The organism is Erythrobacter sp. A6_0, from assembly GCF_017744235.1.
GTDB lineage: Bacteria > Pseudomonadota > Alphaproteobacteria > Sphingomonadales > Sphingomonadaceae > Qipengyuania.
Window position 1 is genome coordinate 22474 of sequence record NZ_JAGHQR010000002.1, and the last position, 22605, is coordinate 45078.

Genomic DNA, 22605 nt, shown 5'->3' on the forward strand with positions numbered 1-22605 from the left:
CGGGCGCTATCTGGGGGCAAGCCCCCATTGCGCATATTCCGCCTCCACACCCGGACGCATCGCGACCGCTTCGGCGATCGATTTGCAGCCTTCCGCCCGATTGCCTTGCGCAATAAGGATGAGGCCGCGCAAATAGCGCGTCTCAGGCAATTCGCGGTGTTCGCGCAGGGCCGCATCGGCATCGTTGAGAGCCGCAGCGTAATCGCCCATGCGATAATGAGCGAGCGCGCGACTATCGAGCGAGCCGGGACTGTAGCTCGAACGCTGCACCGCCTCTTCGCAATGCGCCATCATCGCATCGTCCACCGCGTCGCGTGTGCCCGCCAGCCAGCACATCGCGTTGAGCGTGCCGCCATCGCCGGGTCGGGCCGCCAGCGTCTCCTCCAGCAGGGCGAGACCTTCCTCGGTCCGCCCGGCCCAGCCGAGCGCTTCGGCCATGACCTGATCGGCCCGATGCCGTTCTTCGACATAGTCGGCATATTCTTCGGCCAGCATCAGCGCTTCGTCCGCACGGCCGAGGCGCCCAAGCCACTGGACCCGCTGCGGATAGCTCCAGCCGGTGGGCGAGAGATCTTCCGCCGTCTCGATATCCGCCAGCGCGGCTTCCAGATCGCCCATCATTCCGTAGAGTTCCGCACGGGCCAAATAGGTGTTCTCATCCGCCTCGATGGCGAGCGCCGCATCGTAATCCGCCAGCGCGCCCTTGTAATCCAGCGTCCCCAGGCGGAACGAAGCGCGATTGAGATAGGCCGAAGGATCGTCCGCATCCGCCTCCTCGATCAGATCGGCGTAGATCTTTTCCATCGCCGCCAGACGGCTGCGATCCTTGCCGTATTCCCACGCGCGCATCGCGCTTTCGGGAGCGATCAGCAGCGGCAGGGCGCGCTCGTGCCGCGCCGCTTCGCGCCGGGCGGTCGCGATCTCCTCGGCAGGGATTTCGGGGCGGGTGCTGCGATTGGTCTGCGCGATGGTCAGTTTCCCGTCGTCCAACCGCGTGGTCGACGTCAGCTGGACGCCCGCGATGACGGTATCGATCGGATCGCCATTGCGCAGCGTGAAGGCATCCGCCTCTTCCGGCAGCAGCACTTCGACCTGCGAGCGGTAATAGAGCGGGTAATTGATCCGCATCGGAATGTCCCGCCACGCCGCGCGCGACCGGTTGGAATCGATCGAGAAATCCGCCGCGGCCTGCGCGGGCGCGGACAGGCGATAGACGCCGCGATCCTGGGTCCACGGCGTGGTGATCAGACCCTTCGCCCTGTAGGTGGCGACCCCCGTCTCCTCGTCGAATTCGACCGAATAATCGCTCATCCGGACTTCGCCGAGGACACCCGAAATTACGCTGGCGACGACGTCGCGGCGCGTATCGTCATCGGCGATCTGGTCGAGACTTTCCACGCCCACCGCCGCCGCGCCGGTGTTCGTTACCGTGATATCGAACAGGGCCGGCACTGCCACGCCCGCCCGGCTGTCCAGGACCAGGCGAACGTCCCCGTCAGGCACGCTCTGCCCGCGCTCGTCGAGAGCGACGAGATCGGTGCCGCCTTCGCGCAGGGGCAGCCCGAAATAGAAGGCGGGTACCTCGTCCATATTGGCGAGCCTGGTCCCGCGCGAAGTCCCGTCGAGCCAGTAATCCGTCCCGTCGATGGTCGCGCGCACGATCACGTGATCGAAGCTGGCGGGAGCGGGCAGCATTTCGGGTACTGCATCGCCAGCCTGGGTTCGCACGAGCACGCTCTCGGCCTCGATCCCCAGCTCTGTCAGCATCGCGGCGAGCAGGAGGGACTTGGCCTTGCAGTCTCCGAAGCGCAGCTTCCACGTATCGGCGGGCGATTGGGGCAGGTAATTCCCGCCATCCATCCCGTTCATCAGATAGCTGACCCGGTCCTGCACGAATTGAGTCGCCAGCGCGGCGCGCAGCTTGCGGTCGGAACCGGCCGTTTCGGCGATCGCCGCGACTTCTTTGGCGAGATCGCTGCCCGGAGCTATCGTGCCTTCGGTCGCGAAATAGGGTGCCATGACGCGCGATACCTGGGCGTAATCGCTGAAGCTGGTGGCCGCGATCATCGGCGGGATCAGATATCGCAGCGGCGCGTCCTGCGGCATTTCGGGCTGTTCGGGCAGCGGCAGATCGACTTCGAGGATTGTGTAGCCGTTCGCGGTCCTCACGGTCGGCTCCTCGGCCTCGCCGCGGATTTTCCACTTGATGTCGGCATCTTCGGGCCACGAGATTTCCATCCCGAAATCGCCGAACGGAATCGGCTCGGCGATGAGGCCGTCGATGAACTGCATCTCCCTGCCCAGAGCCTGATCGCTGACCGTCGTCGAGACTGCCATGCGTAGCACGTCGCCGACCTGCGCGCCGGAAAGCGGCATGGTCGCCGTCAGCCGCCCGTCGAGCACGCGCTTCTCCAGCTCCTGCTCGCGCCGCAGGACTTCGAAGCGATTGCCATCGGCCAACAGGTCGATGACCTTACCGTCGCGGATAAGCTGGACGCTGTGGAAGATGAGATCGCCCTTGTCGGGCATCCACACATGCGCCAGCTGATTCATCTGGGTCAGCATTTCCGGCGTGCCCAACCGGAGGGCCGCGTCCGAATAGGACCAGACCCGTCCATCCTCCAGCCGAACCCGCTTTTCCGCGCGAACCAGCGGCGATTCGACCGCCAGATCCTCTTGCGTCAGCGGTTCGAAGCCGACCCAATCGGGCGCCGGTTGATAAAGCGGTTCCTCCCCGGCCGAGGCCGGAACGGCGAACGCCGCGCAGGCGATCGCGATGGATGACACGGCGGCGACCCGAAAACTATGCATGAAATTCCCCCTGGAACGGCCAAACGGGGCCGCTTCCTGATACCGATCCTGCCTTGGGTTTACGTCGGACACAAGGGCACTTGGTTCCGCTTTGGACGAGACTTGGCTTGGCACCGGGAAATCCGCGCAATCGCCGGGGTATCCGGTCGGGGCCGGTCATGGCCTTGCCTTTATCCATGCCGCCCCCTAGCCGCTGCCGCGAAATCCCTCGCCCAGTCTGATCCGGAGTCTCCGATGGTCCCCCGTTATGCCCGCCCTGCCATGACCGCCCTGTGGGAGCCGGAGGCGAAATACCGCATCTGGTTCGAGATCGAGGCACATGCGACCAGCAAGCTCGCCGATCTGGGCGTGGTGCCGCAAAGCGCGGCGGAGGCGCTGTGGGACTGGTGGAAGACCGAGCCCGCGATCGACGTCGCGGCGATCGACGCCATCGAGGCGGTGACCAAGCACGACGTGATCGCCTTCCTCACCTGGGTGGCCGAACAGGTGGGCGATGAAGCGCGCTTCATGCATCAGGGCATGACCAGTTCCGACGTGCTCGACACGACGCTGAACGTCCAGCTCGCGCGGGCGACCGACATTCTCCTCGAAGACATGGACGGCCTGCTCGACGCGCTGAAGACCCGCGCCGAGGAACACAAATACACCCCCACCATCGGTCGCAGCCACGGCATCCATGCCGAACCGGTCACTTTCGGCCTGAAACTCGCGCAGGCCTATGCCGAGTTCGAGCGCTGCCGCGCCCGCTTGTGGGATGCGCGCGCCGAAATCGCGACTTGCGCCATTTCGGGCGCGGTCGGCACGTTCGCGAATGTGGACCCTCAGGTCGAGGCCTATGTCGCCGAACAGCTCGGCCTCGTTCCCGAGCCGGTCAGCACCCAGGTGATCCCGCGCGATCGCCACGCCATGTATTTCGCCACGCTGGCGGTAATCGCGGGCTCGATCGAGCGGCTGGCGGTCGAAATCCGCCATCTGCAGCGCACCGAAGTGCTGGAAGCGGAGGAATATTTCTCGCCCGGCCAGAAAGGGTCGAGCGCGATGCCGCACAAGCGCAATCCGATCCTGACCGAGAACCTGACCGGCCAGGCCCGCATGATCCGCGCCTATGCTCTCCCGGCGCTCGAAAACGTGGCCCTGTGGCACGAGCGCGATATCTCGCATTCCAGCGTCGAGCGTTTCATCGGGCCGGACGCGACGATCACGCTCGACTTCGCGCTGGCACGACTGACCGGCGTGGTCGAAAAGCTGCTGGTCTATCCCGAACGCATGCAGGCCAATATGGACCGCATGGGCGGCCTGGTGCACTCGCAGCGAGTCCTGCTGGCGCTCACCCAGGCGGGCGTCAGCCGCGAAGATGCGTATCGGCTGGTCCAGCGCAACGCCATGAAGGTGTGGGAATCGGACGGGCGGATGCAATTGCTCGATCTGCTGAAGCAGGACGAGGAAGTGACCGCCGCGCTCTCGCCCGAACAGCTCGAGGAAAAATTCGACCTCGGCTACCACTTCAAGCATGTCGATACGATCTTTCAGCGGGTATTCGACGCGGAAGCCGCTACCGATGGCGGGGAACTGGACGAAGCGCCGGGCGCTGCGTAGGCTCGGCTGCGTAGGCTCGATACCGATCTTTCGGGAAGGATAGACAGACCATGCAAATCGTCCGCACGATCGTCTGGGTGGTGATCCTCGCCGCGCTGCTGATCTTCACCGCCTTCAACTGGAATCCGGTCGAAGTGCAGATCTGGACGAATATCGTGCTGGAAACAAAGATTCCGGCGCTGGTGATCGTCGCCTTCCTGCTCGGCCTCGTGCCGATGTGGCTGATCCATCGCGGGACCAAATGGCGGCTGAAGCGGCGGATCGCTGGTCTGGAATCGGCTGCGCGCGCCAATGCCACCGCCGCGGCGGCCACGCCTGTCGTGACAGAGCCGGTCGCGCCGACCCGTCCCGGCGATGGTGTCGAAACCGAAGCGACCACCACTGACACCGATGACGAGCCTGCCATCGCAGTCGAATCGGACACTGCCCCGACCCGGCCGGACAACCCATGAGCAATCCCGTCTATCTCGCGCTCGATCTGCCGCAACTGGACGCGGCGCGCGACCTGGCGATGAAGGTCCGCGCGCATGTCGGCGGATTGAAGCTGGGGCTCGAATTCTTCTGCGCTCACGGGCATCACGGCGTGCTCGACATCGCGCATGCGGCGAAGCTGCCGATTTTTCTCGATCTAAAGCTGCACGATATTCCCAATACCGTTGCAAGCGCGATGCAGGCGATCAACACGCTCGAACCGGCCATCGTCACCGTCCACGCCAGCGGCGGACGCGCGATGATGGAGGATGCCAAGGCCGCTGCGGGCGAACACACGCGCGTCGTCGCAGTGACGATGCTCACCAGCCTGGACGAGCGCGATCTGGAACGCACCGGCATCGCGGTCTCGCCCCACGATCACGTGCTGCGCCTCGCCGAGCTGGCGCAGGATGCCGGATTGGACGGGATCGTGTGTTCGGGCCAGGAAGTCGGCGCAGTCCACAAACAATGGAAGGACGGCTTCCTCGTCGTTCCGGGTCTGCGACCGGCGGGCGCATCGGCGGGCGATCAGAAGCGCACCGTCACGCCCCGCTCGGCTCGTGACGCGGGGGCGAGCGTGCTCGTCATCGGTCGCCCGATCAGCCGCGCCGAAGACCCGCTCGCCGCAGCCCGCGCCATCGAAGCGACGCTCTGATACGAATTTCCGGCATGACAAGCCCAGGATCTAGAATGACCGATATAAAGATTTGCGGGCTCTCCACGCCCGAGACATTGGACGCCGCCGTCGATGCGGGCGCGACCCATGTGGGCTTCGTCCATTTCGAGAAGAGCCCGCGCCATGTCACTCTGGAACAGGCGTCGAAGCTGCGCCGCCGCGTGCCCGAATCGGTCAAGCTGGTGCTCGTCACCGTGGCGATGCAGCCCGAACCGCTCGCCCGCGCCTACGAGGCGATCCGGCCCGACGTGATCCAATTCCACGGATCCGAGACGCCCGAATGGATCAAGCTGGTGCGCGACACGATCAAGGTCGAATCCTGGCGCTCGATCGGCTTGCGCTCTGCGGAAACCCTCGAAAACGCGAAGAAGTACGAAGGCGCGGCGGATCGCCTCCTCTTCGATGCGCCCGCAAAAGCGCTGCCCGGCGGAAACGGCGTCAGCTTCCAGTGGGATCTGCTCGACGGGTGGGAGCCGTTCATGCCCTGGGCGCTGGCAGGCGGATTGACACCGGACAATGTCGGCGAAGCGATCGCGCGCACCGGCGCGCCGCTGGTCGATGCTTCCAGCGGGCTGGAGACCGAACCGGGCGTCAAGGATATCGGCCGCATCAAGGCATTCTGCGAGGCGGTGCGCGCCGCCTGATTCGTCGGGTTTCTACGCCACGCCTCGCCCGAACAGCCGGTCCGACCGGCTCCCTAGAAGAACGTGCCGATCCCAAGGGTGATCGCGTCGACTTCGTGGTAATCGCCGAATACGTGGCGATATTCCAAAGCGACATAGGCCTTGCCCGTGCCGATATGATGTTCGTACCCGCCGCCCTGGTGCGGCGCTTCCTCGTAATGGGTGAAGGTGTAACCTGCGTTGGCGAAAACCTTGCCGCGTTTGCTCACCGGCGTTCCCAACCGGCCCGTGAGCGCCCATTCCCAATGGGTGTCGTCGGCGAGCATTTTCTCAACCGAGACTTCGGCGCCTGCGAAACTGCCCTTACCGAGATCGAAATCGTAACCCGCCGCAGCGCCGATGACAGGATCTGTATGACCGTGCGACCAAGCCACACCGCCGCGCAGTTCCACGCGCGGCCCGCCGGTCGATTCGCCCGCAATCGCCGGCGCGGCGCATACCGAGAGTGCCAGAGCCGATCCCATTTTCATGAAACGCATATTTTTTCCCTGTTCCAAGAGGGCCGAAGCCCGATCCCCGAAGCGGAGAGCTACAATCGATACGTAAAATACGCGTTAGCGACGGCGCTGCTTTGGATGGCACCCGCAGGTGAAGCCAGTGGACATGGATCGGACCCTCTGCCAATCGCTGTGGCGATGACCGAACAAACCACGAAGCCTGACGAGACCGCCACTCTCGCCAACAGCATGCGTCACATGCCCGACGAACGCGGCCATTTCGGCGATTACGGCGGGCGCTACGTCGCCGAGACGCTGATGCCGCTGGTGCTCGATCTGGAGCGCGAATATCGCGCCGCGCAGGCCGATCCCGCCTTCCAGGCGCAATTCGACGACCTGCTCGAACATTATGTCGGCCGCCCCAGCCCGCTCTATTTCGCCGAGCGGCTGACCGAAGCGGTCGGCGGCGCGCAGATCTGGTTCAAGCGCGACGAGCTGAATCACACCGGCGCGCACAAGATCAACAATTGTATCGGGCAGATCCTGCTCGCGATCCGCATGGGCAAGACGCGCATCATCGCGGAAACCGGCGCGGGCCAGCACGGTGTCGCCACCGCCACAGTGTGCGCGCGGTTCGGCCTGCCCTGCACGGTGTTCATGGGCGCGGAGGACGTGCGCCGCCAGTCGCCCAATGTGTTCCGCATGAAATTGCTGGGTGCCGAAGTCCGCCCGGTGACGAGCGGGCGCGGCACGCTGAAGGATGCGATGAACGAAGCGCTGCGCGATTGGGTCGCGAATGTCGACGACACCTTCTACATCATCGGCACCGCCGCCGGACCGCATCCCTACCCGGAGCTGGTGCGCGATTTCCAGAGCGTGATCGGCAAGGAAGCGCGCCAACAGATGCAGGACCGCACCGGCCGCCTGCCCGACCTGCTGGTCGCCGCGATCGGCGGCGGATCGAACGCACTCGGCCTGTTCCACCCTTTCCTCGACGATGCGGACGTGAAGATGCTCGGTGTCGAGGCGGCGGGGCGTGGGCTCGACGGCAACGAACACGCGGCGTCCCTGCTCGGCGGATTTCCGGGCGTGCTGCACGGCAACCGCACCTATCTGTTGCAGGACGAGGACGGCCAGATCACCGAAGGCCACTCGATCAGCGCGGGGCTCGATTATCCAGGGATCGGCCCAGAACACGCCTGGCTGAAGGATTCGGGCCGCGTCGAATACACTGCCGTAACGGACGAAGAAGCGCTGGAGGCATTCCAGCTGCTCTGCCGGACCGAGGGCATTATCCCTGCGCTGGAGCCGAGCCACGCCATCGCGGCAGTCGCGAAGCGGGCGAAGGAAATGCCGAAGGACGCGGTGATCCTCGCCAATCTATGCGGGCGCGGGGACAAGGACATCTTCACCGTGGCCGAACGGTTGGGAGTGGAAATGTGAGAGCGATAGGCTGGACCGGCTTAGCGCTTATCGCGGTCGGAATACTTCTACGAGAAATCTACTACGGGCGAGCCGTCGCCGTATGGATGGGTGACGCCTACCAACAAGGTATCGCCGCGCAAGGTAACGGTGCACCGATGAATTATTTCCATCAGGACTGGCGGATTCCGCAAGAACTATCGACATTCGGATGGCTCGCCCTAGCTGTTTCAGGTTTAGGACTGTTCATGGTTGGCTTTGCGCAGGTGAAAGCACGGAAATGACCCGCCTCTCCTCAGCCTTCGCCAAGCCCCACCCCGCCCTCGTCTGCTTCCTTACCGCAGGCGATGGCGACACTGCCGCCAATCTGGACGCGCTCGTCGCGGGCGGCGCGGACGTGATCGAGCTCGGCATGCCCTTCACCGATCCGATGGCCGACGGCCCCGCGATTCAAAAGGCGAATATCCGCTCGCTCGGCGCTGGCACGACCACGGCTGACGTGCTCGGCATCGCCGCGATGTTCCGCGCGCGCCATCCCGACGTACCGCTGGTCCTGATGGGCTATGCCAATCCGATGGTCCGTCGCGGACCGGAATGGTTCGCCGAAGCCGCGTCCGAAGTGGGCATCGACGGCGTAATCTGCGTCGACATTCCACCCGAAGAGGACGACGCGCTTGGCCCGGCCCTTCGCCGCGAAGGGATCGCCCCCATCCGCCTCGCCACGCCGACCACCGACGACAGGCGCCTGCCGCAGGTCGTCGCGGGGAGCGAGGGCTTCCTCTATTACGTCGCGGTGGCGGGCATCACCGGGATGCAGCAGGCGGCGATCGAATCGATCGAGACGAATGTCGCGCGCATCAAGCAGGCGACCGACATTCCCGTGGCCGTGGGATTCGGTGTGAGGACGCCCGAGCAAGCCGCTGACATCGCACGCGTTGCCGATGGTGTGGTCGTCGGATCGGCGCTGGTCGATCTGGTGGCGGAACACGGTGCGGATGCGCCCGAGCATCTGCGCGCCCTGACCGCGTCTTTGGCCGAGGCGGTGCATTCGGCGCGCTGATCCCACTCGCGCGCGCCTGAGCACGCATGCGCGTGGGGGGCTGTCATGCGCCTGAAATACGCTTATAGGTCCGGCCCATGAACTGGTTCAATCGCGTCCGAAACTCGCTGACTTTCCTGCCCAAGAAGGAGACCGACAAGGATCTCTGGGTCAAATGCCCCGGATGCCAGCAAATGGTGTTCGCGCAGGAATACGAGGACAATCTCTATGTCTGCCCGCGCTGCGACCATCACGGGCGCATCGGCGCGGACGAGCGGCTGCGCCAGATACTCGATCCGGGCTACGGCGTCCTCTCGCAGCCCGACGTGCGCGAAGATCCGCTGAAGTTCCGCGACACGAAGAAATACACCGACCGCCTGAAACAGGCGCGCGCGAAGAATCCGCACAAGGACGCCTTCACCGTCGGATCGGGCGAGATCGACGGGACGCCCGCCGTGGTCGGCGTGCAGGATTTCGGCTTCATGGGCGGATCGATGGGCATGGCGGTGGGCACTGCCTTCTGCAAGGGCGCCGAGCGTGCGATCGAACGCAATTGCGCCTATGTCGTGGTGACCGCAGCGGGCGGCGCGCGCATGCAGGAAGGCATCCTCAGCCTGATGCAGATGCCCAAGGCGACCGTGATGACGCGCCGCCTGAAAGAGGCAGGTCTGCCCTATATCGTGGTGCTGAGCGATCCGACCACGGGCGGCGTCACGGCCAGCTATGCCATGTTGGGTGACATTCACATCGCGGAACCCGGCGCCCTGATCGGCTTTGCGGGCCAGCGCGTGATTCAGGACACGATCCGCGAACAATTGCCCGAAGGCTTCCAGCGCGCGGAATATCTCCACAAGCATGGCATGGTCGACATGGTCGTCCACCGCAGCGAGTTGAAGGACACGCTGGCGACGGTGCTGGACTACCTCTCGCCCAAGAAGGCGGCCTGACGGTTTCGATCGCTCCGGGGAGGCAATGATGGATTTCGCCACCTCCGCCGATCCCGCCGTCCAGCGCCAGCTCGATCGGCTGGCAGCGCTCAGCGTACCGCAGGGTCGTTTGGGGCTCGGCACGATCCGCGCGCTGCTCGATCGGCTGGGCAATCCGCATCTGCGCCTGCCGCCGGTCTTCCATGTCGCGGGCACGAACGGGAAAGGGTCCACCTGCGCCTTCCTGCGCGCGATGCTGGAAGCGGACGGCAAGAGAGTTCACGCCACCACCAGCCCGCACCTGGTGCGCTATAACGAACGTATCCGCGTGGCGGGCAGGCTGATCGAGGATGCACGGCTGGCGGAATTGCTGGCCGAAGTGCTGGATGCGGGCGAGGAGCTGGCTCCAAGCTTCTTCGAAGTCACCATCGCCGCCGCCTTCGTGGAATTTGCGCGCGTGCCCGCCGATGTCTGCGTGATCGAAGTGGGTCTCGGCGGACGTTTCGACGCGACCAATGTAATCGAGGACCCGGCGATCTGCGGCATCGCGGCGCTGGGTATCGATCACGAGCGCTTCCTGCTCGCGCCAGAGGACAGCACGCCGAGCGAACCGCTTGCCCGTATCGCGTTCGAGAAGGCGGGGATCGTCAAACCGGGCCGCCCGGTCGTCGCCCTGTCCTATCCCGAAGGCGCGTTTCTGGAAGTCGAGCGGGCGGCTATGGCGGCGGGTGCGCCGCTGGCCGTGAAGGGCCGCGACTGGGATGCCAGCGCCGAGCTGGCGGGCCTCCATTACCGTGACCGGCATGGCGAACTGGCCCTGCCCGCTCCCACCCTGCCCGGCCCGCATCAGATCGAGAACGCTGCGCTCGCGATCGCCATGCTGCGGCATCAGGACGTGGTCTCTGTCTCGCGCGAGGCGGTGGCCGAGGGTATCCGCGCCGCGCGCTGGCCCGCGAGGCTCCAGCGGCTCGCGCCGGGTCCGCTGACGGGCAATCGCGAAGTCTGGCTCGATGGCGGCCACAATCCCAGCGCGGGCGCGATGCTAGGAGCGCATTTTAAGGGCCAGCGACTGCACCTGATCGTCGGGATGCTTGAGGCGAAGGACCCGAAGGCGCTGACTGATCCGCTTGGCGATAATCTCGCCAGTCTTACCGTGGTTCCGGTGCCCGGCCACGATCACCACGCGCCCGAAGCGTTCGGCCCGGATGCGAAATCCGCGCCCGATGTCCCCGCCGCCCTCGCCGCGCTGCCGGAGGACGGCCTGCCGGTGCTGATTGCGGGCTCGCTTTATCTGGCGGGCACGGTCCTCCAGCTCGCTGGCGAACTGCCCGACTAGCCAGTCAGGCCGTCGTTCAAGCGGTTTGGGGCGTCTCCGCCGGCTCCGTCGCCAACTCGCTCGTATCCGGCGCCACCACGCCCGCATCCTTGCCCAAACGGACCACGCGCACCCATTCCGCGATGCAGAGAATGACGGCGATCACGCCGATCAGCGCGGTCAAAAAAAAGACGTAGGTATAGCCGCGCACTTCGATCATCTCGCCCAGCGCGCCGCGCCCCAGCGTGCCGATCAGCAGCGTCAGCGAAGCGAGCAGCGCGAACTGCACGGCGGCGTATTTCTTGGCCACGATGCTCGACAGCCAGGCGATATAGGCCGCACCCGCGATCCCGATGGCGAAGTTCTCCCAGAAAATCGTGAAGGAGAGCCGCGCCAGCCCTTCGGAAGGCGGGGCGGAGGTGAAGAACAGGAAGGACAGGCCGTTCGCCACCAAATTGACCAGCCAAGTAAAGCCGATCGCGTCGCTCGCCGCCTGCATCAGCGCCCCGCCTTCGGCCAGATCGGCGTAGAGCAGGTTCGTCGCGGCCGCGACGATCGCGCCCAGCGTCAGCATGAACATCCGGCCCAGCAGAGTGATCAGCCACCCGCCCAGCGCCAGCCCGATCAGAATGGCAAAGATGCCGAGGATTTTGGAAGCGAAGGCCACATCCTCGCCCGTATAGCCCAGCTCGCCCAGATAGAACGGGTAGGCGAACACGCCCCAGACCGAATCGGTGATCCGGTAAGTCAGCACCAGCGCCAGCACCAGCACCAGCGACCAGCCCATCCGGCTGACGAATTCGACCAGCGGCAGGACCAGCGCGCGATAGAGATGATCGGTGAACGTGACTGTCGGCGGCTCGATCGCGGCGCCCGCTTCGTGCGCGGCGATCACGTTCTTTCCGTCGCGCTTCTGCTTGACGACCCAGGCGGCGATGAAGGCGGGCAGCACGATGGTCGCCAGCACGATCAACGGCCCGTAAGTGGTCGTGAACAGCGTGACGTCGGGCCGCAGCTCTGGCGTCGAGGTCATGCTGCGGACCATGAAGACGACCACGGTCACGATCGCCCAGCCCCACAGGATACCCACCGCCAGAAGAGCGCGGTTGCGGATTTTCGGCGTGACTTCGCCTACTTCGTAGAGTTCCGCCACTTCGGCGTCGCTGGCGGCGGCGGTCGCCACCTTATCGTCCGAAACGCGGGCATCGGGCGCGAACAGCCCGGCAATCCCGATCGCCAGCATGACGAAGCCGAACATGACATAGACCCACGGCCAGCCGTTCTTTTCCGCCAAGATGAGCCCGATCGCACCGCCGACGAGGCTGGCGAGACGGAAACCCATCTGCGTGATGGTGGACAGGATATCGAGCGTCGCGACCTCGTCCGCCACGTCGATACGCCAGGCGTTGATGCCGATATCCTGCGTCGCGCTGGCGAAGGCGCCGATCGCGGCGAGCAGGCTGAACCAGCCGAGCGAGGTCGCGGGATTGAGCGTGCTCATCACCACCAGTGCGATGCCGACAATCAACTGCATCGGCGCGATCCATTGCTTGCGCTTACCAAGCTTGCGCACGCCCGGAATATCGACCCTGTCGAGCAGCGGCGACCACAGGAACTGAAACGCATAGGCAAGCCCGACGAGGCTGAAGACGCCCATCGTTTCGAGATCGACATCCGCCTCGGACAGCCAGGCATAGAGCGTGCCGAGGAACAGCGCGGGCGGCAGGCCCTGCGCAAAGCCGAACAGCAGCATGAAGACGGTCTTGCGATTGCTCAGCGCCAGGCCGAGCACCTTCCAGGCGCTTCGCTTCGTCTGTCCTGCCACTGGCGCCATTCCGGGTACGTCCTTCCAATTTCGTAAGAATTTCGAGCGACCCTAGCAGCGTCGCAAGCGAAGGGAACCTGAACGATGGCGCTTACCGACTTTATCGCGAGTGGACGCTGCATCGAAACCGGTCTCGCGCCAAAAGGCGGCTTTGCAGATGGCGATCAGGCGAGCGTGCGCGACGAGATGGACAGCGCGGGCGCGCGGACCTAAAGCCGCGGCCATGCCTGCCCTGCCCGAAACCGGAGACCGGATCGCAAAATTGCTCGCCCGCGCGGGTGTCGCCAGTCGGCGCGAGGTCGAACGGATGATCGCCGATGGACGCGTGGCGCTGGATGGCAAGGTGCTGGATACGCCGGCGATCAAGCTGGAAAGCCTCAAGGGCGTGACGGTGGACGGCAAGCCCGTCGCCGCGCCCGAAGCGTCGCGCCTGTTCGCCTTCCACAAGCCTTCCGGCCTTATCACCGCCGAGCGCGATCCCGCAGGGCGGCCGACGATCTATACCGCGCTGCGCAACGCGCTGCCGAAGAACACGCCGCGTCTGATGCCGGTCGGGCGACTGGATTTTTCCACCGAAGGCCTGTTGCTGCTGACCAATGACGGGGAATTGAAGCGCGCGATGGAGTTACCCGCATCCGGCGTGCCGCGCACCTATCGCGCGCGCGCTTTCGGAGAGATATCGCAGACGCAGCTCGACGATCTGATGGAAGGCATCACGATCGACGGGGTGCGCTATGGCAGTATCGAAGCCGATCTCGAACGGGGCAGCGGTCGCAATCGCTGGATCGAGATGACGCTGACCGAAGGCAAAAATCGCGAAGTACGCCGCGTGCTCGAGCATCTCGGCCTGAAGGTGAACCGCCTGCTGCGCACCGCCTACGGCCCGTTCGAACTCGCCGACCTGCCGCGCGGCCAGGCGGTGGAAATTCGCCAGTCGGATGTCGAGCGCTTTCGCAAATCGCTGAAGCGGGGGCGCTGATGCGTATCGTCGCGGGCGAATGGCGCGGGCGCAAACTGACCGCGCCCAAGGGCGAAGCGACGAGGCCGACCGCCGATCGGACGCGCGAAACGCTGTTCAGCATGCTCGCCAGCCGATTGGGATCGTTCGAGAATCTCGCGGTCGCGGATCTGTTCGCCGGATCGGGCGCGCTGGGCCTCGAAGCGCTGTCGCGCGGCGCGGGCCATTGCCTGTTCGTGGAGAATGACGGCGCAGCACTCGATACGATTCGCGCCAATATCGCGGCCCTGAAAGCGCGCGATCGGGCGACGGTGCAAGCGGGTTCGGTGATGAGCCTTGGCCCGGCCAAGCAGCCGCACGATCTGATCCTGCTCGATCCGCCCTATGGGACCGGAGCGGGCCAGGTGGCGCTCGACCGGATGATCAGGCTGGGCTGGATCGGCGAAGCGACCTGGATCGCGCTGGAAACCGCGAAGGACGAGGATGTCGCGGTCAAGCTGCTCGCCGTCGATGCCGAACGCAAGGTCGGCAAGGCGAAGCTCACTCTCCTGCGCCTCGCGTCCTAGATCGGAATTTCACGCACGAAAAAGGGCGGAGCCGCCATGGCAGCTCCGCCCCCTTCCAAGCTCCGCGATCGCGCGATGCGCGGCTCGCGGGTGGCAGCTAATTTATCGCGCGCCGCGATTGATGCAATTGTCCTGCTGCATCGGTTCGCAGATCGGAAGCTGTGCGGTCGGCGGCGGGGGGCCCTGGTCGCCCGGCGTGGGCTGGACGCGGGCATTGCTGACGAAGCGGATATTGGTGCTACGCGCGCTCGCGGTGTTCGACATGTTCGCCGAACCGGTTGCCGACGCATTGTTCATGTTACCGGCCATCTGCGATGCGATGGCGGTCCAGGCCTGCGTGCGCTGGGCCGGAGTCATGCCGACAATGCGTACGCGCTGTTCGTTGTTGAGCATCCACCAACCCTGCTTCTGCTGATCGGTGAGCGTCCAGTAATAGGTCTTCGCATTGGCGGGCCATGCGTCATACGTCGCGCGGCGATCGGCGGGCCAGCCATCATACATCGCCTTCTGGGCGGCGGTCATTTGCATGGACGCGGTCGCGGTGGTGTTGGCCGACTGCGCGGTCACGGGAGCGGCGGCGATGGCGAGGCCAAGAGCGGCGCCTGCGGCAAGAAGAGTCTTCATAAGTCGTATCCTTTCGTGGATCGTGTCTATGGCCCTCTTAACGGGCAAACCCCGCTGGAGGTTCCGACGCGTGCCCGACGCTGCGGCTCGGCTCGTCGCAGCGCTTGCACGGCGGCCCGCCGTTCCCTACCTGTTCGCCTGACCTCATGACCGATCTCACTGTCCCCACGTCTCGCGACGATCTGCCTGCCTATGCCCAGAGGCTGAATCCGCCCCAGCGCGAGGCGGTGACCACCACCGAAGGGCCGGTGCTGATGCTGGCGGGCGCAGGCACGGGCAAGACCGCGGCGCTGACCGCGCGGCTCGCGCATCTCATCGCCATGCGCCTCGCCTGGCCGAGCGAGATCCTTTGCGTCACCTTCACCAACAAGGCCGCGCGCGAAATGCGCGAACGGGTGGCGCGCCACATGGGCCAGGCGGTGGAAGGGATGCCCTGGCTCGGCACCTTCCATTCGATCGGCGCCAAGATGCTGCGCCGCCATGCCGAACTGGTCGGGCTGCAATCCAACTACACCATCATCGATACCGACGATCAGCTGCGCTTGCTGAAACAGCTGATCCGCGAAAACGATCTCGACGAGAAGCGCTGGCCCGCCCGCCAGCTCGCCGGTCTGCTCGACCGGTGGAAGAACCGCGGCCTCAATCCCGGCGATCTGGATGCGGTGGAGAACGAAAGCTACGCCAACGGGCTCGGCGAGCAATTCTATCGCCTGTATCAGGAGCGGCTGAAAAGCCTCAACGCCTGCGATTTCGGCGATCTGCTGCTGCACATGCTGAACATCTTTCGCCAGCATCGCGACGTGCTGGAACAGTATCAGCGGCGCTTCAAATATATACTGGTGGACGAATATCAGGACACCAATCAGGTCCAGTATCTGTGGCTTCGCCTGCTGGCGCAGGAGCGCAAGAATATCTGCGTGGTGGGGGATGACGACCAGTCGATCTATTCCTGGCGCGGGGCGGAAGTCGCCAATATCCTCAAGTTCGAAAAGGATTTTCCCGGCGCCAAGGTCGTCAAGCTGGAGCAGAATTATCGCTCCACGCCCCAGATCCTCGCGACCGCGTCCGGCCTGATCGACGCCAACAGCCAGCGCCTCGGCAAAACGCTGTGGACCGAGCTTCCGGCGGGCGACAAGGTGCGCGTGATCGGCGTGTGGGACGCCCCCGAAGAAGCGCGCCGGGTGGGCGAGGATATCGAGCGGCTGGAGCGCGAAGGTGCTCCGCTGGACGAGATCGCAATTCTGGTCCGCGCACAATACCAGACCCGCGAGTTCGAGGACCGCTTCATCCAGATCGGTCTCAATTACCGCATCGTGGGCGGTTTCCGTTTTTACGAACGCGCCGAGATCCGCGATGCGCTCGCCTATCTGCGCGTGATCGCCCAGCCTGCCGACGATCTCGCTTTCGAACGCATCTACAACCAACCCAAGCGCGGCCTCGGCGCCAAGACGCTGGAAGCGATGCGCCGCCATGCGCGCCGCACCGGCCTTCCGCTCGCCGCCGCCAGCCTCGACCTCGTCGACAGCGACGAACTGCCGGCCCGCGCGCGCAACATGCTGACTGGGTTGCTGAAGCAGTTCGTCCACTGGCGCGAAGCGGCGGAGCGGGAGACGCCCGCTAATCTCATGCGCCTCGTCCTGTCCGAAAGCGGCTATGACGACATGCTCGCCAAGGAACGCAGCGCCGAAAGCGCAGGGCGGGCGGAAAACCTTTCCGAGCTCGCCCGCGCAATGGAGGAATACGACACGCTCGGCGATTTTCTAGAGCATGTCGGCCTCGTCATGGACAATGACGCGCAAGGCGATGACGAGAAGGTCACTATCATGACCATGCATGCCGCCAAAGGGCTGGAGTTCAACAACGTCTTCCTGCCCGGCTGGGAAGAAGGCGTGTTTCCTTCGCAGCGCGCGCTCGACGAAGGCGGGCTCGCCTCGCTGGAGGAGGAACGCCGCCTCGCTTATGTCGCGATCACGCGGGCACGGCGCAAATGCACGATCCTGCACGCTGCCAATCGCCGTATCTTCGGCCAGTGGACCAGTTCCATCCCGAGCCGCTTCATCGAGGAATTGCCGGACGAACACATCGAGCAGGAAACCACGATGAGCGGCGGCGCATCCCTATGGCGCGCGAACTGGAGCGAGAGCGAGGATCCCTTCGCCCACGTCTCGCGCGACCGGCCCGACCGCAGCACCGCGCGCGGCCCCGGCTGGCAGCGGGCGCTCGCCACCGGATACGAGACCAAGCAGGCGCGCATCGGCGAAAACAAGCGTTCCGCCGCAAGCTTCGCCGCCAAGGCCCGGACCGACGTCGCGATCGGTGCACGCGTCTTCCACGAGAAATTCGGGTATGGCGAAGTGACCGACCAGGAAGGCAACAAGCTCGAAATCGCGTTCGAGAAAGCCGGGACCAAGCGCGTGATCGACAGTTTCGTCAAGCTGGCGGACTAGCCACCGGCTCTGGCATTACCGCAACGCTCCCGGCGGGAGCGAAGCGATCAACCCAGAGCAGACACGTCGAGGAAGGTCGGGCGCGGCCCGTTCCATTCGCCTGCGGGCACGGTTTCGTCGCGCTGATCGTCGCGGCGCTTGTCCCGATGCTCTTCACGCGGAGCGGCAGCGCGCTCCTCGTTCCGATCGGAGTCCCGCTCGTCGTTCTTTTCGGTGCGAGACCGGCCACGGCGCGGCTTGTCCTTAGGCGACGGTTCCTGAGCGCTGTCGTCGCGCTCTTCGTTCTTGCGGCGGCTCTTGCGCGCGGGCTTTTCGTCGCGCGGCTCGTCGGTCTTTTCCGCCTTGTCCTGCGAAGGATCGCGCAGTTCGACGCGCACGTCCTCCTGCCCGAACACCTTGATCGGATTTCCGGTCAGCTTCTCGACATTGTCGATCGCCTCGGCATCTTCCGGGGTCACGAAAGTGAACGCGCGTCCCTTGGCGCCCGCGCGGCCGGTACGACCGATGCGGTGCACGTAATCGTCGGGATGCCAGGGCGTATCGTAATTGAAGACGTGGCTGACGCCCTTCACGTCGAGCCCGCGCGCGGCGACGTCGCTGGCGACGAGGATATTGACCTCGCCCTTCTTGAAGCGATCCAGTTCCTGCAAACGGCTGGACTGGTCCATGTCGCCATGGATTTCTCCGCTGCGGAAACCGTCGCGCTGCAGGCTCTTGTTCAGGTCGCGAACCGTGGTCTTGCGGTTGGCGAAGACGATAGCGGTTTCGACAAGATCGTGGGACAGCAACCAGCGCAGCGTATCGGCCTTGCCCCGCGCCTTGGTCATCACCTTGAAGGCGGTGATGTCCTTATTGGTGCTGGCCGCGCGGCTGACTTCGATCCGCTTGGGATCGGTGAGGAATTTCTTCGCCAGCTTCTGAATCGGCGGCGGCATGGTGGCGCTGAACAGCAGCGTCTGGCGCGCATCGGGAAGCTTGGAACAGATGAATTCGATATCCGGAATGAACCCCATGTCGAGCATGCGATCCGCTTCGTCGATCACGAGCAGTTCGCACCCGTTCAGCAGGATCTTGCCCCGCTCGAACAGGTCCATCAACCGGCCCGGCGTGGCGATCAGCACATCGACGCCTTCATTCAGCGCCTTGACCTGATCGCCCATCTGCACGCCGCCGATCAGCAGCGCGAGCTTCAGATCATGGTTCTTGCCGTATTTCTCGAAATTTTCAGCCACCTGGGCGGCCAGTTCGCGGGTCGGCGCCAGGATCAGGCTGCGCGGCATCAGCGCGCGGCGGCGTCCGGCGGCCATGATATCGATCATCGGAAGCACGAAACTGGCGGTCTTGCCGGTACCGGTCTGCGCGATGCCGATGATGTCCTTCATCATCAGGACCGGCGGGATCGCCTCGGCCTGGATCGCGGTCGGCTCGGTATAACCGGCGGCTTCGACCGCATCGAGGAGTTTTTCGGAAAGGCCGAGATCGGCAAAGGTCATGCAGGTCCGCTTCGGGTCAGGAGTGTGGAGTCCGGGGAAAGGGTCGAGAAACGAGGTGCGCGGGAAAGGTCCGCACGCGGCGCGGCCCTTGGCGCAAAATCGCCGTCAAGTCAAGAAATCGCAGCGGTTACTCGCCGCCGGAGACCGCCACCAGCTGCGACATATCGGACAGGGAACATTTCGCCCCCGTACGCGACAGCAGCCGATCGCGATCGACGCAGAGCCGCCCGTCCTCGTTGGGCTCGAAATAAAAGCCCGAATAATAGTCGCGCGCCGAACAGGACCGTTCGAGCTGCGCGCTGATCAGCCGCCGATCGCGCAGATAGAGCAGCAGACGATTTCCGGTGCTGGCCCTGACACCCGCGATGGCGGAAACGGGCAGGCAATCGTCCATCGGGCGCGTCACGAACCGAACCGGCGCGCGCGTCTGGGCAGCAGCGGGCGCGAAGCTCTGCGGGGGTACGGCGCGCGGCGAAATCCGCACGATCACCCGGCGTTCGATCCGCACCTGATTGGCAGTCTGTGGGCGGAAATCGGGCGCGAAGCGAACCCACCAGGGCGCAGCGCTCTGCGACATGTCGTTCCGGCGCCGCGCCGCCTCTTCCGTCAGGCGCGCAGGCGCATCTTGTTGCGTGTGGACCTGGCTGTTCACCACGACGCCATCGGCCACAGGCTTATCGACTGCGGAGGTCGCCAACAAAAGCAAAGGGGACAGGAAGATGGCTAGGCTGGCCATGGGCAGAAGCTGAAAGTCCCTCCAATCGCCGCGCGAGCGCGAATGTGCGCGGGCGGTCTCGTCGCAGGTCGCCCTGCCCCTGAATGCTTGAACGCGCGCTTAATTGCACCCCTGCGCCCCAACGCGGTGGCGCTGGAGCGAAGAGGTGTGGCATATCGACCACCATGAATCATCCCGCCCACCCAATGTCTTCGTTCATCGAACAGGTCCGCACACTGCTCGGCCCGCGCGGCTTCACTGTCGATCCCGAACTGGTCGAACCGTGGCTGACCGACTGGCGCGGCCGCTTTACCGGCAAGGCGCTCGGCCTCGCCTCGCCCGCCTCGACCGAGGAAGTCGCCGCATTGGTGAGACTGTGCCAAGAACACCGCGTGCCGATCGTGCCGCAGGGCGGGAATAGCGGCATGTCGGGCGGTGCCACACCCGATGACAGCGGCACCGCCCTGCTTCTCAGCCTGCGGCGAATCGACGCGATCCGCTCGCTCGACACCAAGGCGCGGGAGATCGTGTGCGATGCGGGCGTAGTGCTTCAGACCCTCCACGACGCCGTCGAGATGGAGCGCTTGCGCTTCCCGCTGACATTGGGCGGCAAGGGATCGGCTACCGTGGGCGGCCTCGTCTCGACCAATGCGGGCGGGACACAGGTGCTGCGCCACGGATCGATGCGTGCGCAGGTTCTGGGATTGGAGGCGGTCATGGCCGATGGCAGCGTGCTCGACACGCTCACGCCGCTCAAGAAAGACAATCGCGGTTTCGACCTCAAACAGCTCCTGATCGGTTCGGAAGGGACGTTGGGAATCGTTACCGCCGCGACCCTGCGCCTGCTTCCCGAAATCGGGGGTCGGCGCGTGTTGTGGGCGGGGCTTGGCTCGATCCGTCAGGCGCGCGAGCTGCTGCTTCATTGCGAGGCCCATGCAGGCGATTTGCTGGAAGGTTTCGAAGTCGTTCCACGCCATTCGCTTGCCGCCGTGCTCGATTACCTGCCCGATGCGCGCAGCCCCTTGCGCGGCGAACATGAATGGCACGCGCTGATCGAGCTTGTGGTGCAGGAGGGCGCGGACGACAGGCTCGATCTTGTGGCCCAGACTCTGCTCGAAAGCGCGCTGGAACAAGATCTGCTCCAAGATGCGACCATCGCTGCGAACGAGCATCAGGCCGAACAATTCTGGCTGCTGCGCGAATCGATCGCGCCCGCCGAACGCGCGATCGGCCCGGCGGCGCAGCACGACATTTCCGTGCCCGTGGCGCGCATGGCGGATTTCGTCACCGAGGCGGTGCCCGCGGTCGAAGCGCGTTTCCCCGATCACGACGCGATCGCTTTCGGACATCTCGGAGACGGCAACGTCCACTTCCACGTCCTCGCCCCGCGCGGCAGCGACCGGGCGGAATGGGAAGCCTCCCAGGCGAAGGAGGTCAGTTCCTTCGTCTACGACCTCGTCACCCAATACGGCGGATCGATCAGCGCCGAACATGGGATCGGTCAGGTGAAGGTGGACGAATTGCAGCGGCTCGGCGATCCGGTGGCGCTGGCGACGATGCGTGCGGTCAAGCAGGCGCTCGATCCTCGCGGCATCCTCAATCCGGGCAAATTGCTCCCGCTTGCCTCCGCGCCGGACTCTCCGTAAAGCGCGCGCTTCACGCGTGCCGGGGGGCGGGTCCAACCGAACCAATGCGCGCAACGCCACATTCAGACCGATCCGGAGATCACCCATGGCCAGCGCGCCGCAGCCCACCCTGCCCCTGTTCTACAACGACCTGATGCCGCTCAACAGCCGCGATCACGGCAAGTTCCGCACCAAGCAGATCGACGATGCCGGGTTCCTGAAGAACCAGCACGCCGTGCCCCTGACGGTCGACGAATTCGTCCAGGCGCAGCGCAATTTCCCGATCGTGTTCAGTTCAGGCGAACAGCCGCTTCCGCTCTGCCTGATGGGCCTCAACGAAGGCGTGAACACCTATGTCGACGATCAGGGCAAGGTGAACGAGCCGGTCTACATCCCCGCCTATATCCGCCGCTATCCCTTCATGCTGGCCAAGCTGCGCCCCGATGCGGACGAGCTGTCGCTGTGCTTCGACCCTACCCAGGACAAGGTTATCGGCGAATTCGAGGAAGGCGAACGCCTGTTCGACGACGAAGGCAAGGTGACCCAGGCGACCCAGCAGATCCTCGATTTCTGCGAACAGTTCGAAGCCGCCGGCCAGCGCACCAAGGCGTTCATGGAAGAGCTGAAGAATGCCGACCTGCTGATGGACGGCGAAATGTCGATCTCGCGTCAGGAAGCGCCCGACACGCCCTACACCTATCGCGGCTTCCAGATGGTCAATCAGGAAAAGCTGCGCGAAATCGATGCCGAGACGGCGAAGAAGTGGTCCGATAACGGCCTTATGATGCTGATCCACGCGCATATCTTCTCGCTCGACATGATGCGCGCGATCTTCTCGCGCCAGGTCGAGCAGGGCACCGCGCCGGACGCGTTCGCGGGCCAGCAGACTGCCAACTGACAGGCGGGCAACGCCCTTTCGAGACCTGCGATGAACGGTGGCGGGCATGCGCCCACCGCCGATCCGGGTCTTGAACGG

21 protein-coding genes are annotated in these 22605 nt (G+C 64.9%); 15 read left to right on the top strand and 6 right to left on the bottom strand.

Going from position 1 to position 22605, the window contains the following annotated elements:
* Positions 1-6 precede the first annotated feature (6 nt).
* On the bottom strand, positions 7-2811 hold the full coding sequence (locus J7347_RS05805) for a DUF3857 domain-containing protein (RefSeq protein WP_209161292.1): 2805 nt from the start codon (positions 2809-2811) through the stop codon (positions 7-9).
* Positions 2812-3045: 234 nt separating this feature from the next.
* Here J7347_RS05805 and purB point away from each other — a divergent pair, with 234 nt between their 5' ends.
* The 4 genes from purB to J7347_RS05825 are packed head-to-tail and all read left to right on the top strand — an operon-like array spanning position 3046 to position 6198.
* Positions 3046-4407, top strand: a complete 1362-nt coding sequence (gene purB, locus J7347_RS05810; RefSeq protein ID WP_067681736.1) for an adenylosuccinate lyase — start codon at positions 3046-3048, stop codon at positions 4405-4407.
* Positions 4408-4457: 50 nt separating this feature from the next.
* Entirely contained in the window at positions 4458-4859 is a 402-nt protein-coding gene (locus J7347_RS05815; protein WP_209161293.1) for a hypothetical protein, read from the top strand.
* Complete coding sequence (gene pyrF, locus J7347_RS05820; protein WP_209161294.1) at positions 4856-5533, top strand: orotidine-5'-phosphate decarboxylase; 678 nt, start codon at positions 4856-4858, stop codon at positions 5531-5533. The genes J7347_RS05815 and pyrF overlap by 4 nt, the downstream gene beginning before the upstream one ends.
* A gap of 35 nt (positions 5534-5568) precedes the next feature.
* A complete protein-coding gene (locus tag J7347_RS05825; protein ID WP_209161295.1) occupies positions 5569-6198 on the top strand; it encodes a phosphoribosylanthranilate isomerase in 630 nt (209 codons plus the stop codon).
* Positions 6199-6251: 53 nt separating this feature from the next.
* Here the strand turns inward: J7347_RS05825 and J7347_RS05830 are convergent, their stop codons facing one another.
* Positions 6252-6716 (bottom strand): porin family protein, encoded by a 465-nt coding sequence (locus J7347_RS05830; RefSeq protein WP_245173882.1) that lies wholly within the window; start codon positions 6714-6716, stop codon positions 6252-6254.
* Positions 6717-6923: 207 nt separating this feature from the next.
* On the opposite strand from J7347_RS05830, the gene trpB reads away from it, so the two are divergent.
* From trpB to J7347_RS05855, 5 genes are all read left to right on the top strand, one after another.
* A complete protein-coding gene (trpB, locus tag J7347_RS05835) occupies positions 6924-8117 on the top strand; it encodes a tryptophan synthase subunit beta (protein ID WP_209161707.1) in 1194 nt (397 codons plus the stop codon).
* A gap of 86 nt (positions 8118-8203) precedes the next feature.
* Positions 8204-8380, top strand: a complete 177-nt coding sequence (locus J7347_RS05840) for a hypothetical protein (protein WP_209161296.1) — start codon at positions 8204-8206, stop codon at positions 8378-8380.
* A complete protein-coding gene (gene trpA / locus J7347_RS05845) occupies positions 8377-9156 on the top strand; it encodes a tryptophan synthase subunit alpha (protein ID WP_209161297.1) in 780 nt (259 codons plus the stop codon). Before J7347_RS05840 ends, trpA begins: the two co-directional genes overlap by 4 nt.
* A gap of 77 nt (positions 9157-9233) precedes the next feature.
* Complete coding sequence (gene accD, locus J7347_RS05850; protein WP_209161298.1) at positions 9234-10082, top strand: acetyl-CoA carboxylase, carboxyltransferase subunit beta; 849 nt, start codon at positions 9234-9236, stop codon at positions 10080-10082.
* A 25-nt stretch (positions 10083-10107) separates the two neighbouring features.
* Positions 10108-11397 (top strand): folylpolyglutamate synthase/dihydrofolate synthase family protein, encoded by a 1290-nt coding sequence (locus J7347_RS05855; protein ID WP_209161299.1) that lies wholly within the window; start codon positions 10108-10110, stop codon positions 11395-11397.
* Positions 11398-11413: 16 nt separating this feature from the next.
* Here the strand turns inward: J7347_RS05855 and J7347_RS05860 are convergent, their stop codons facing one another.
* Entirely contained in the window at positions 11414-13210 is a 1797-nt protein-coding gene (locus J7347_RS05860) for an MFS transporter (protein ID WP_209161300.1), read from the bottom strand.
* A 75-nt stretch (positions 13211-13285) separates the two neighbouring features.
* On the opposite strand from J7347_RS05860, the gene J7347_RS13415 reads away from it, so the two are divergent.
* Genes J7347_RS13415 through rsmD form a run of 3 tightly spaced genes read left to right on the top strand, consistent with a single transcriptional unit; the run spans position 13286 to position 14725 of the window.
* Entirely contained in the window at positions 13286-13414 is a 129-nt protein-coding gene (locus J7347_RS13415; protein WP_280635680.1) for a hypothetical protein, read from the top strand.
* Positions 13415-13424: 10 nt separating this feature from the next.
* Complete coding sequence (locus J7347_RS05865; protein ID WP_245173883.1) at positions 13425-14180, top strand: pseudouridine synthase; 756 nt, start codon at positions 13425-13427, stop codon at positions 14178-14180.
* Positions 14180-14725, top strand: coding sequence for a 16S rRNA (guanine(966)-N(2))-methyltransferase RsmD (gene rsmD / locus J7347_RS05870; protein WP_209161302.1), 546 nt, complete (start codon positions 14180-14182; stop codon positions 14723-14725). The genes J7347_RS05865 and rsmD overlap by 1 nt, the downstream gene beginning before the upstream one ends.
* Before the next feature lie 102 nt (positions 14726-14827).
* Here the strand turns inward: rsmD and J7347_RS05875 are convergent, their stop codons facing one another.
* A complete protein-coding gene (locus J7347_RS05875) occupies positions 14828-15349 on the bottom strand; it encodes a hypothetical protein (protein ID WP_245173884.1) in 522 nt (173 codons plus the stop codon).
* Between the two features lie 146 nt (positions 15350-15495).
* Between J7347_RS05875 and J7347_RS05880 the strand changes: the two genes are divergently transcribed.
* Entirely contained in the window at positions 15496-17796 is a 2301-nt protein-coding gene (locus tag J7347_RS05880) for a UvrD-helicase domain-containing protein (RefSeq protein ID WP_209161303.1), read from the top strand.
* A gap of 47 nt (positions 17797-17843) precedes the next feature.
* On the opposite strand, the gene J7347_RS05885 is transcribed toward J7347_RS05880, so the two are convergent.
* On the bottom strand, positions 17844-19289 hold the full coding sequence (locus J7347_RS05885) for a DEAD/DEAH box helicase (RefSeq protein ID WP_209161304.1): 1446 nt from the start codon (positions 19287-19289) through the stop codon (positions 17844-17846).
* A 127-nt stretch (positions 19290-19416) separates the two neighbouring features.
* Positions 19417-20025 carry a hypothetical protein gene (locus J7347_RS05890; protein WP_067681776.1) on the bottom strand — a complete coding sequence of 203 codons (609 nt, stop codon included), beginning with the start codon at positions 20023-20025 and terminating at the stop codon, positions 19417-19419.
* A gap of 185 nt (positions 20026-20210) precedes the next feature.
* On the opposite strand from J7347_RS05890, the gene J7347_RS05895 reads away from it, so the two are divergent.
* Positions 20211-21650: an FAD-binding oxidoreductase gene (locus J7347_RS05895; protein WP_245173885.1), complete on the top strand. Its 1440-nt coding sequence runs from the start codon at positions 20211-20213 to the stop codon at positions 21648-21650.
* A gap of 85 nt (positions 21651-21735) precedes the next feature.
* The gene (locus J7347_RS05900) at positions 21736-22527 is read left to right on the top strand and encodes a SapC family protein (RefSeq protein ID WP_209161306.1); all 792 of its coding nucleotides are present in this window, start codon (positions 21736-21738) and stop codon (positions 22525-22527) included.
* The last annotated feature ends 78 nt before the right edge of the window (positions 22528-22605 follow it).

Excerpts from the sequence above, each read along its gene's own strand:
- J7347_RS05805 (WP_209161292.1), bottom strand. The coding sequence starts at position 2,811 with ATGCATAGTTTTCGGGTCGCCGCCGTGTCATCCATCGCGATCGCCTGC.
- purB (WP_067681736.1), top strand. The coding sequence starts at position 3,046 with ATGGTCCCCCGTTATGCCCGCCCTGCCATGACCGCCCTGTGGGAGCCG.
- J7347_RS05815 (WP_209161293.1), top strand. The coding sequence starts at position 4,458 with ATGCAAATCGTCCGCACGATCGTCTGGGTGGTGATCCTCGCCGCGCTG.
- pyrF (WP_209161294.1), top strand. The coding sequence starts at position 4,856 with ATGAGCAATCCCGTCTATCTCGCGCTCGATCTGCCGCAACTGGACGCG.
- J7347_RS05825 (WP_209161295.1), top strand. The coding sequence starts at position 5,569 with ATGACCGATATAAAGATTTGCGGGCTCTCCACGCCCGAGACATTGGAC.
- J7347_RS05830 (WP_245173882.1), bottom strand. The coding sequence starts at position 6,716 with ATGCGTTTCATGAAAATGGGATCGGCTCTGGCACTCTCGGTATGCGCC.
- trpB (WP_209161707.1), top strand. The coding sequence starts at position 6,924 with ATGCGTCACATGCCCGACGAACGCGGCCATTTCGGCGATTACGGCGGG.
- J7347_RS05840 (WP_209161296.1), top strand. The coding sequence starts at position 8,204 with ATGGGTGACGCCTACCAACAAGGTATCGCCGCGCAAGGTAACGGTGCA.
- trpA (WP_209161297.1), top strand. The coding sequence starts at position 8,377 with ATGACCCGCCTCTCCTCAGCCTTCGCCAAGCCCCACCCCGCCCTCGTC.
- accD (WP_209161298.1), top strand. The coding sequence starts at position 9,234 with ATGAACTGGTTCAATCGCGTCCGAAACTCGCTGACTTTCCTGCCCAAG.
- J7347_RS05855 (WP_209161299.1), top strand. The coding sequence starts at position 10,108 with ATGATGGATTTCGCCACCTCCGCCGATCCCGCCGTCCAGCGCCAGCTC.
- J7347_RS05860 (WP_209161300.1), bottom strand. The coding sequence starts at position 13,210 with ATGGCGCCAGTGGCAGGACAGACGAAGCGAAGCGCCTGGAAGGTGCTC.
- J7347_RS13415 (WP_280635680.1), top strand. The coding sequence starts at position 13,286 with ATGGCGCTTACCGACTTTATCGCGAGTGGACGCTGCATCGAAACCGGT.
- J7347_RS05865 (WP_245173883.1), top strand. The coding sequence starts at position 13,425 with ATGCCTGCCCTGCCCGAAACCGGAGACCGGATCGCAAAATTGCTCGCC.
- rsmD (WP_209161302.1), top strand. The coding sequence starts at position 14,180 with ATGCGTATCGTCGCGGGCGAATGGCGCGGGCGCAAACTGACCGCGCCC.
- J7347_RS05875 (WP_245173884.1), bottom strand. The coding sequence starts at position 15,349 with ATGAAGACTCTTCTTGCCGCAGGCGCCGCTCTTGGCCTCGCCATCGCC.
- J7347_RS05880 (WP_209161303.1), top strand. The coding sequence starts at position 15,496 with ATGACCGATCTCACTGTCCCCACGTCTCGCGACGATCTGCCTGCCTAT.
- J7347_RS05885 (WP_209161304.1), bottom strand. The coding sequence starts at position 19,289 with ATGACCTTTGCCGATCTCGGCCTTTCCGAAAAACTCCTCGATGCGGTC.
- J7347_RS05890 (WP_067681776.1), bottom strand. The coding sequence starts at position 20,025 with ATGGCCAGCCTAGCCATCTTCCTGTCCCCTTTGCTTTTGTTGGCGACC.
- J7347_RS05895 (WP_245173885.1), top strand. The coding sequence starts at position 20,211 with ATGTCTTCGTTCATCGAACAGGTCCGCACACTGCTCGGCCCGCGCGGC.
- J7347_RS05900 (WP_209161306.1), top strand. The coding sequence starts at position 21,736 with ATGGCCAGCGCGCCGCAGCCCACCCTGCCCCTGTTCTACAACGACCTG.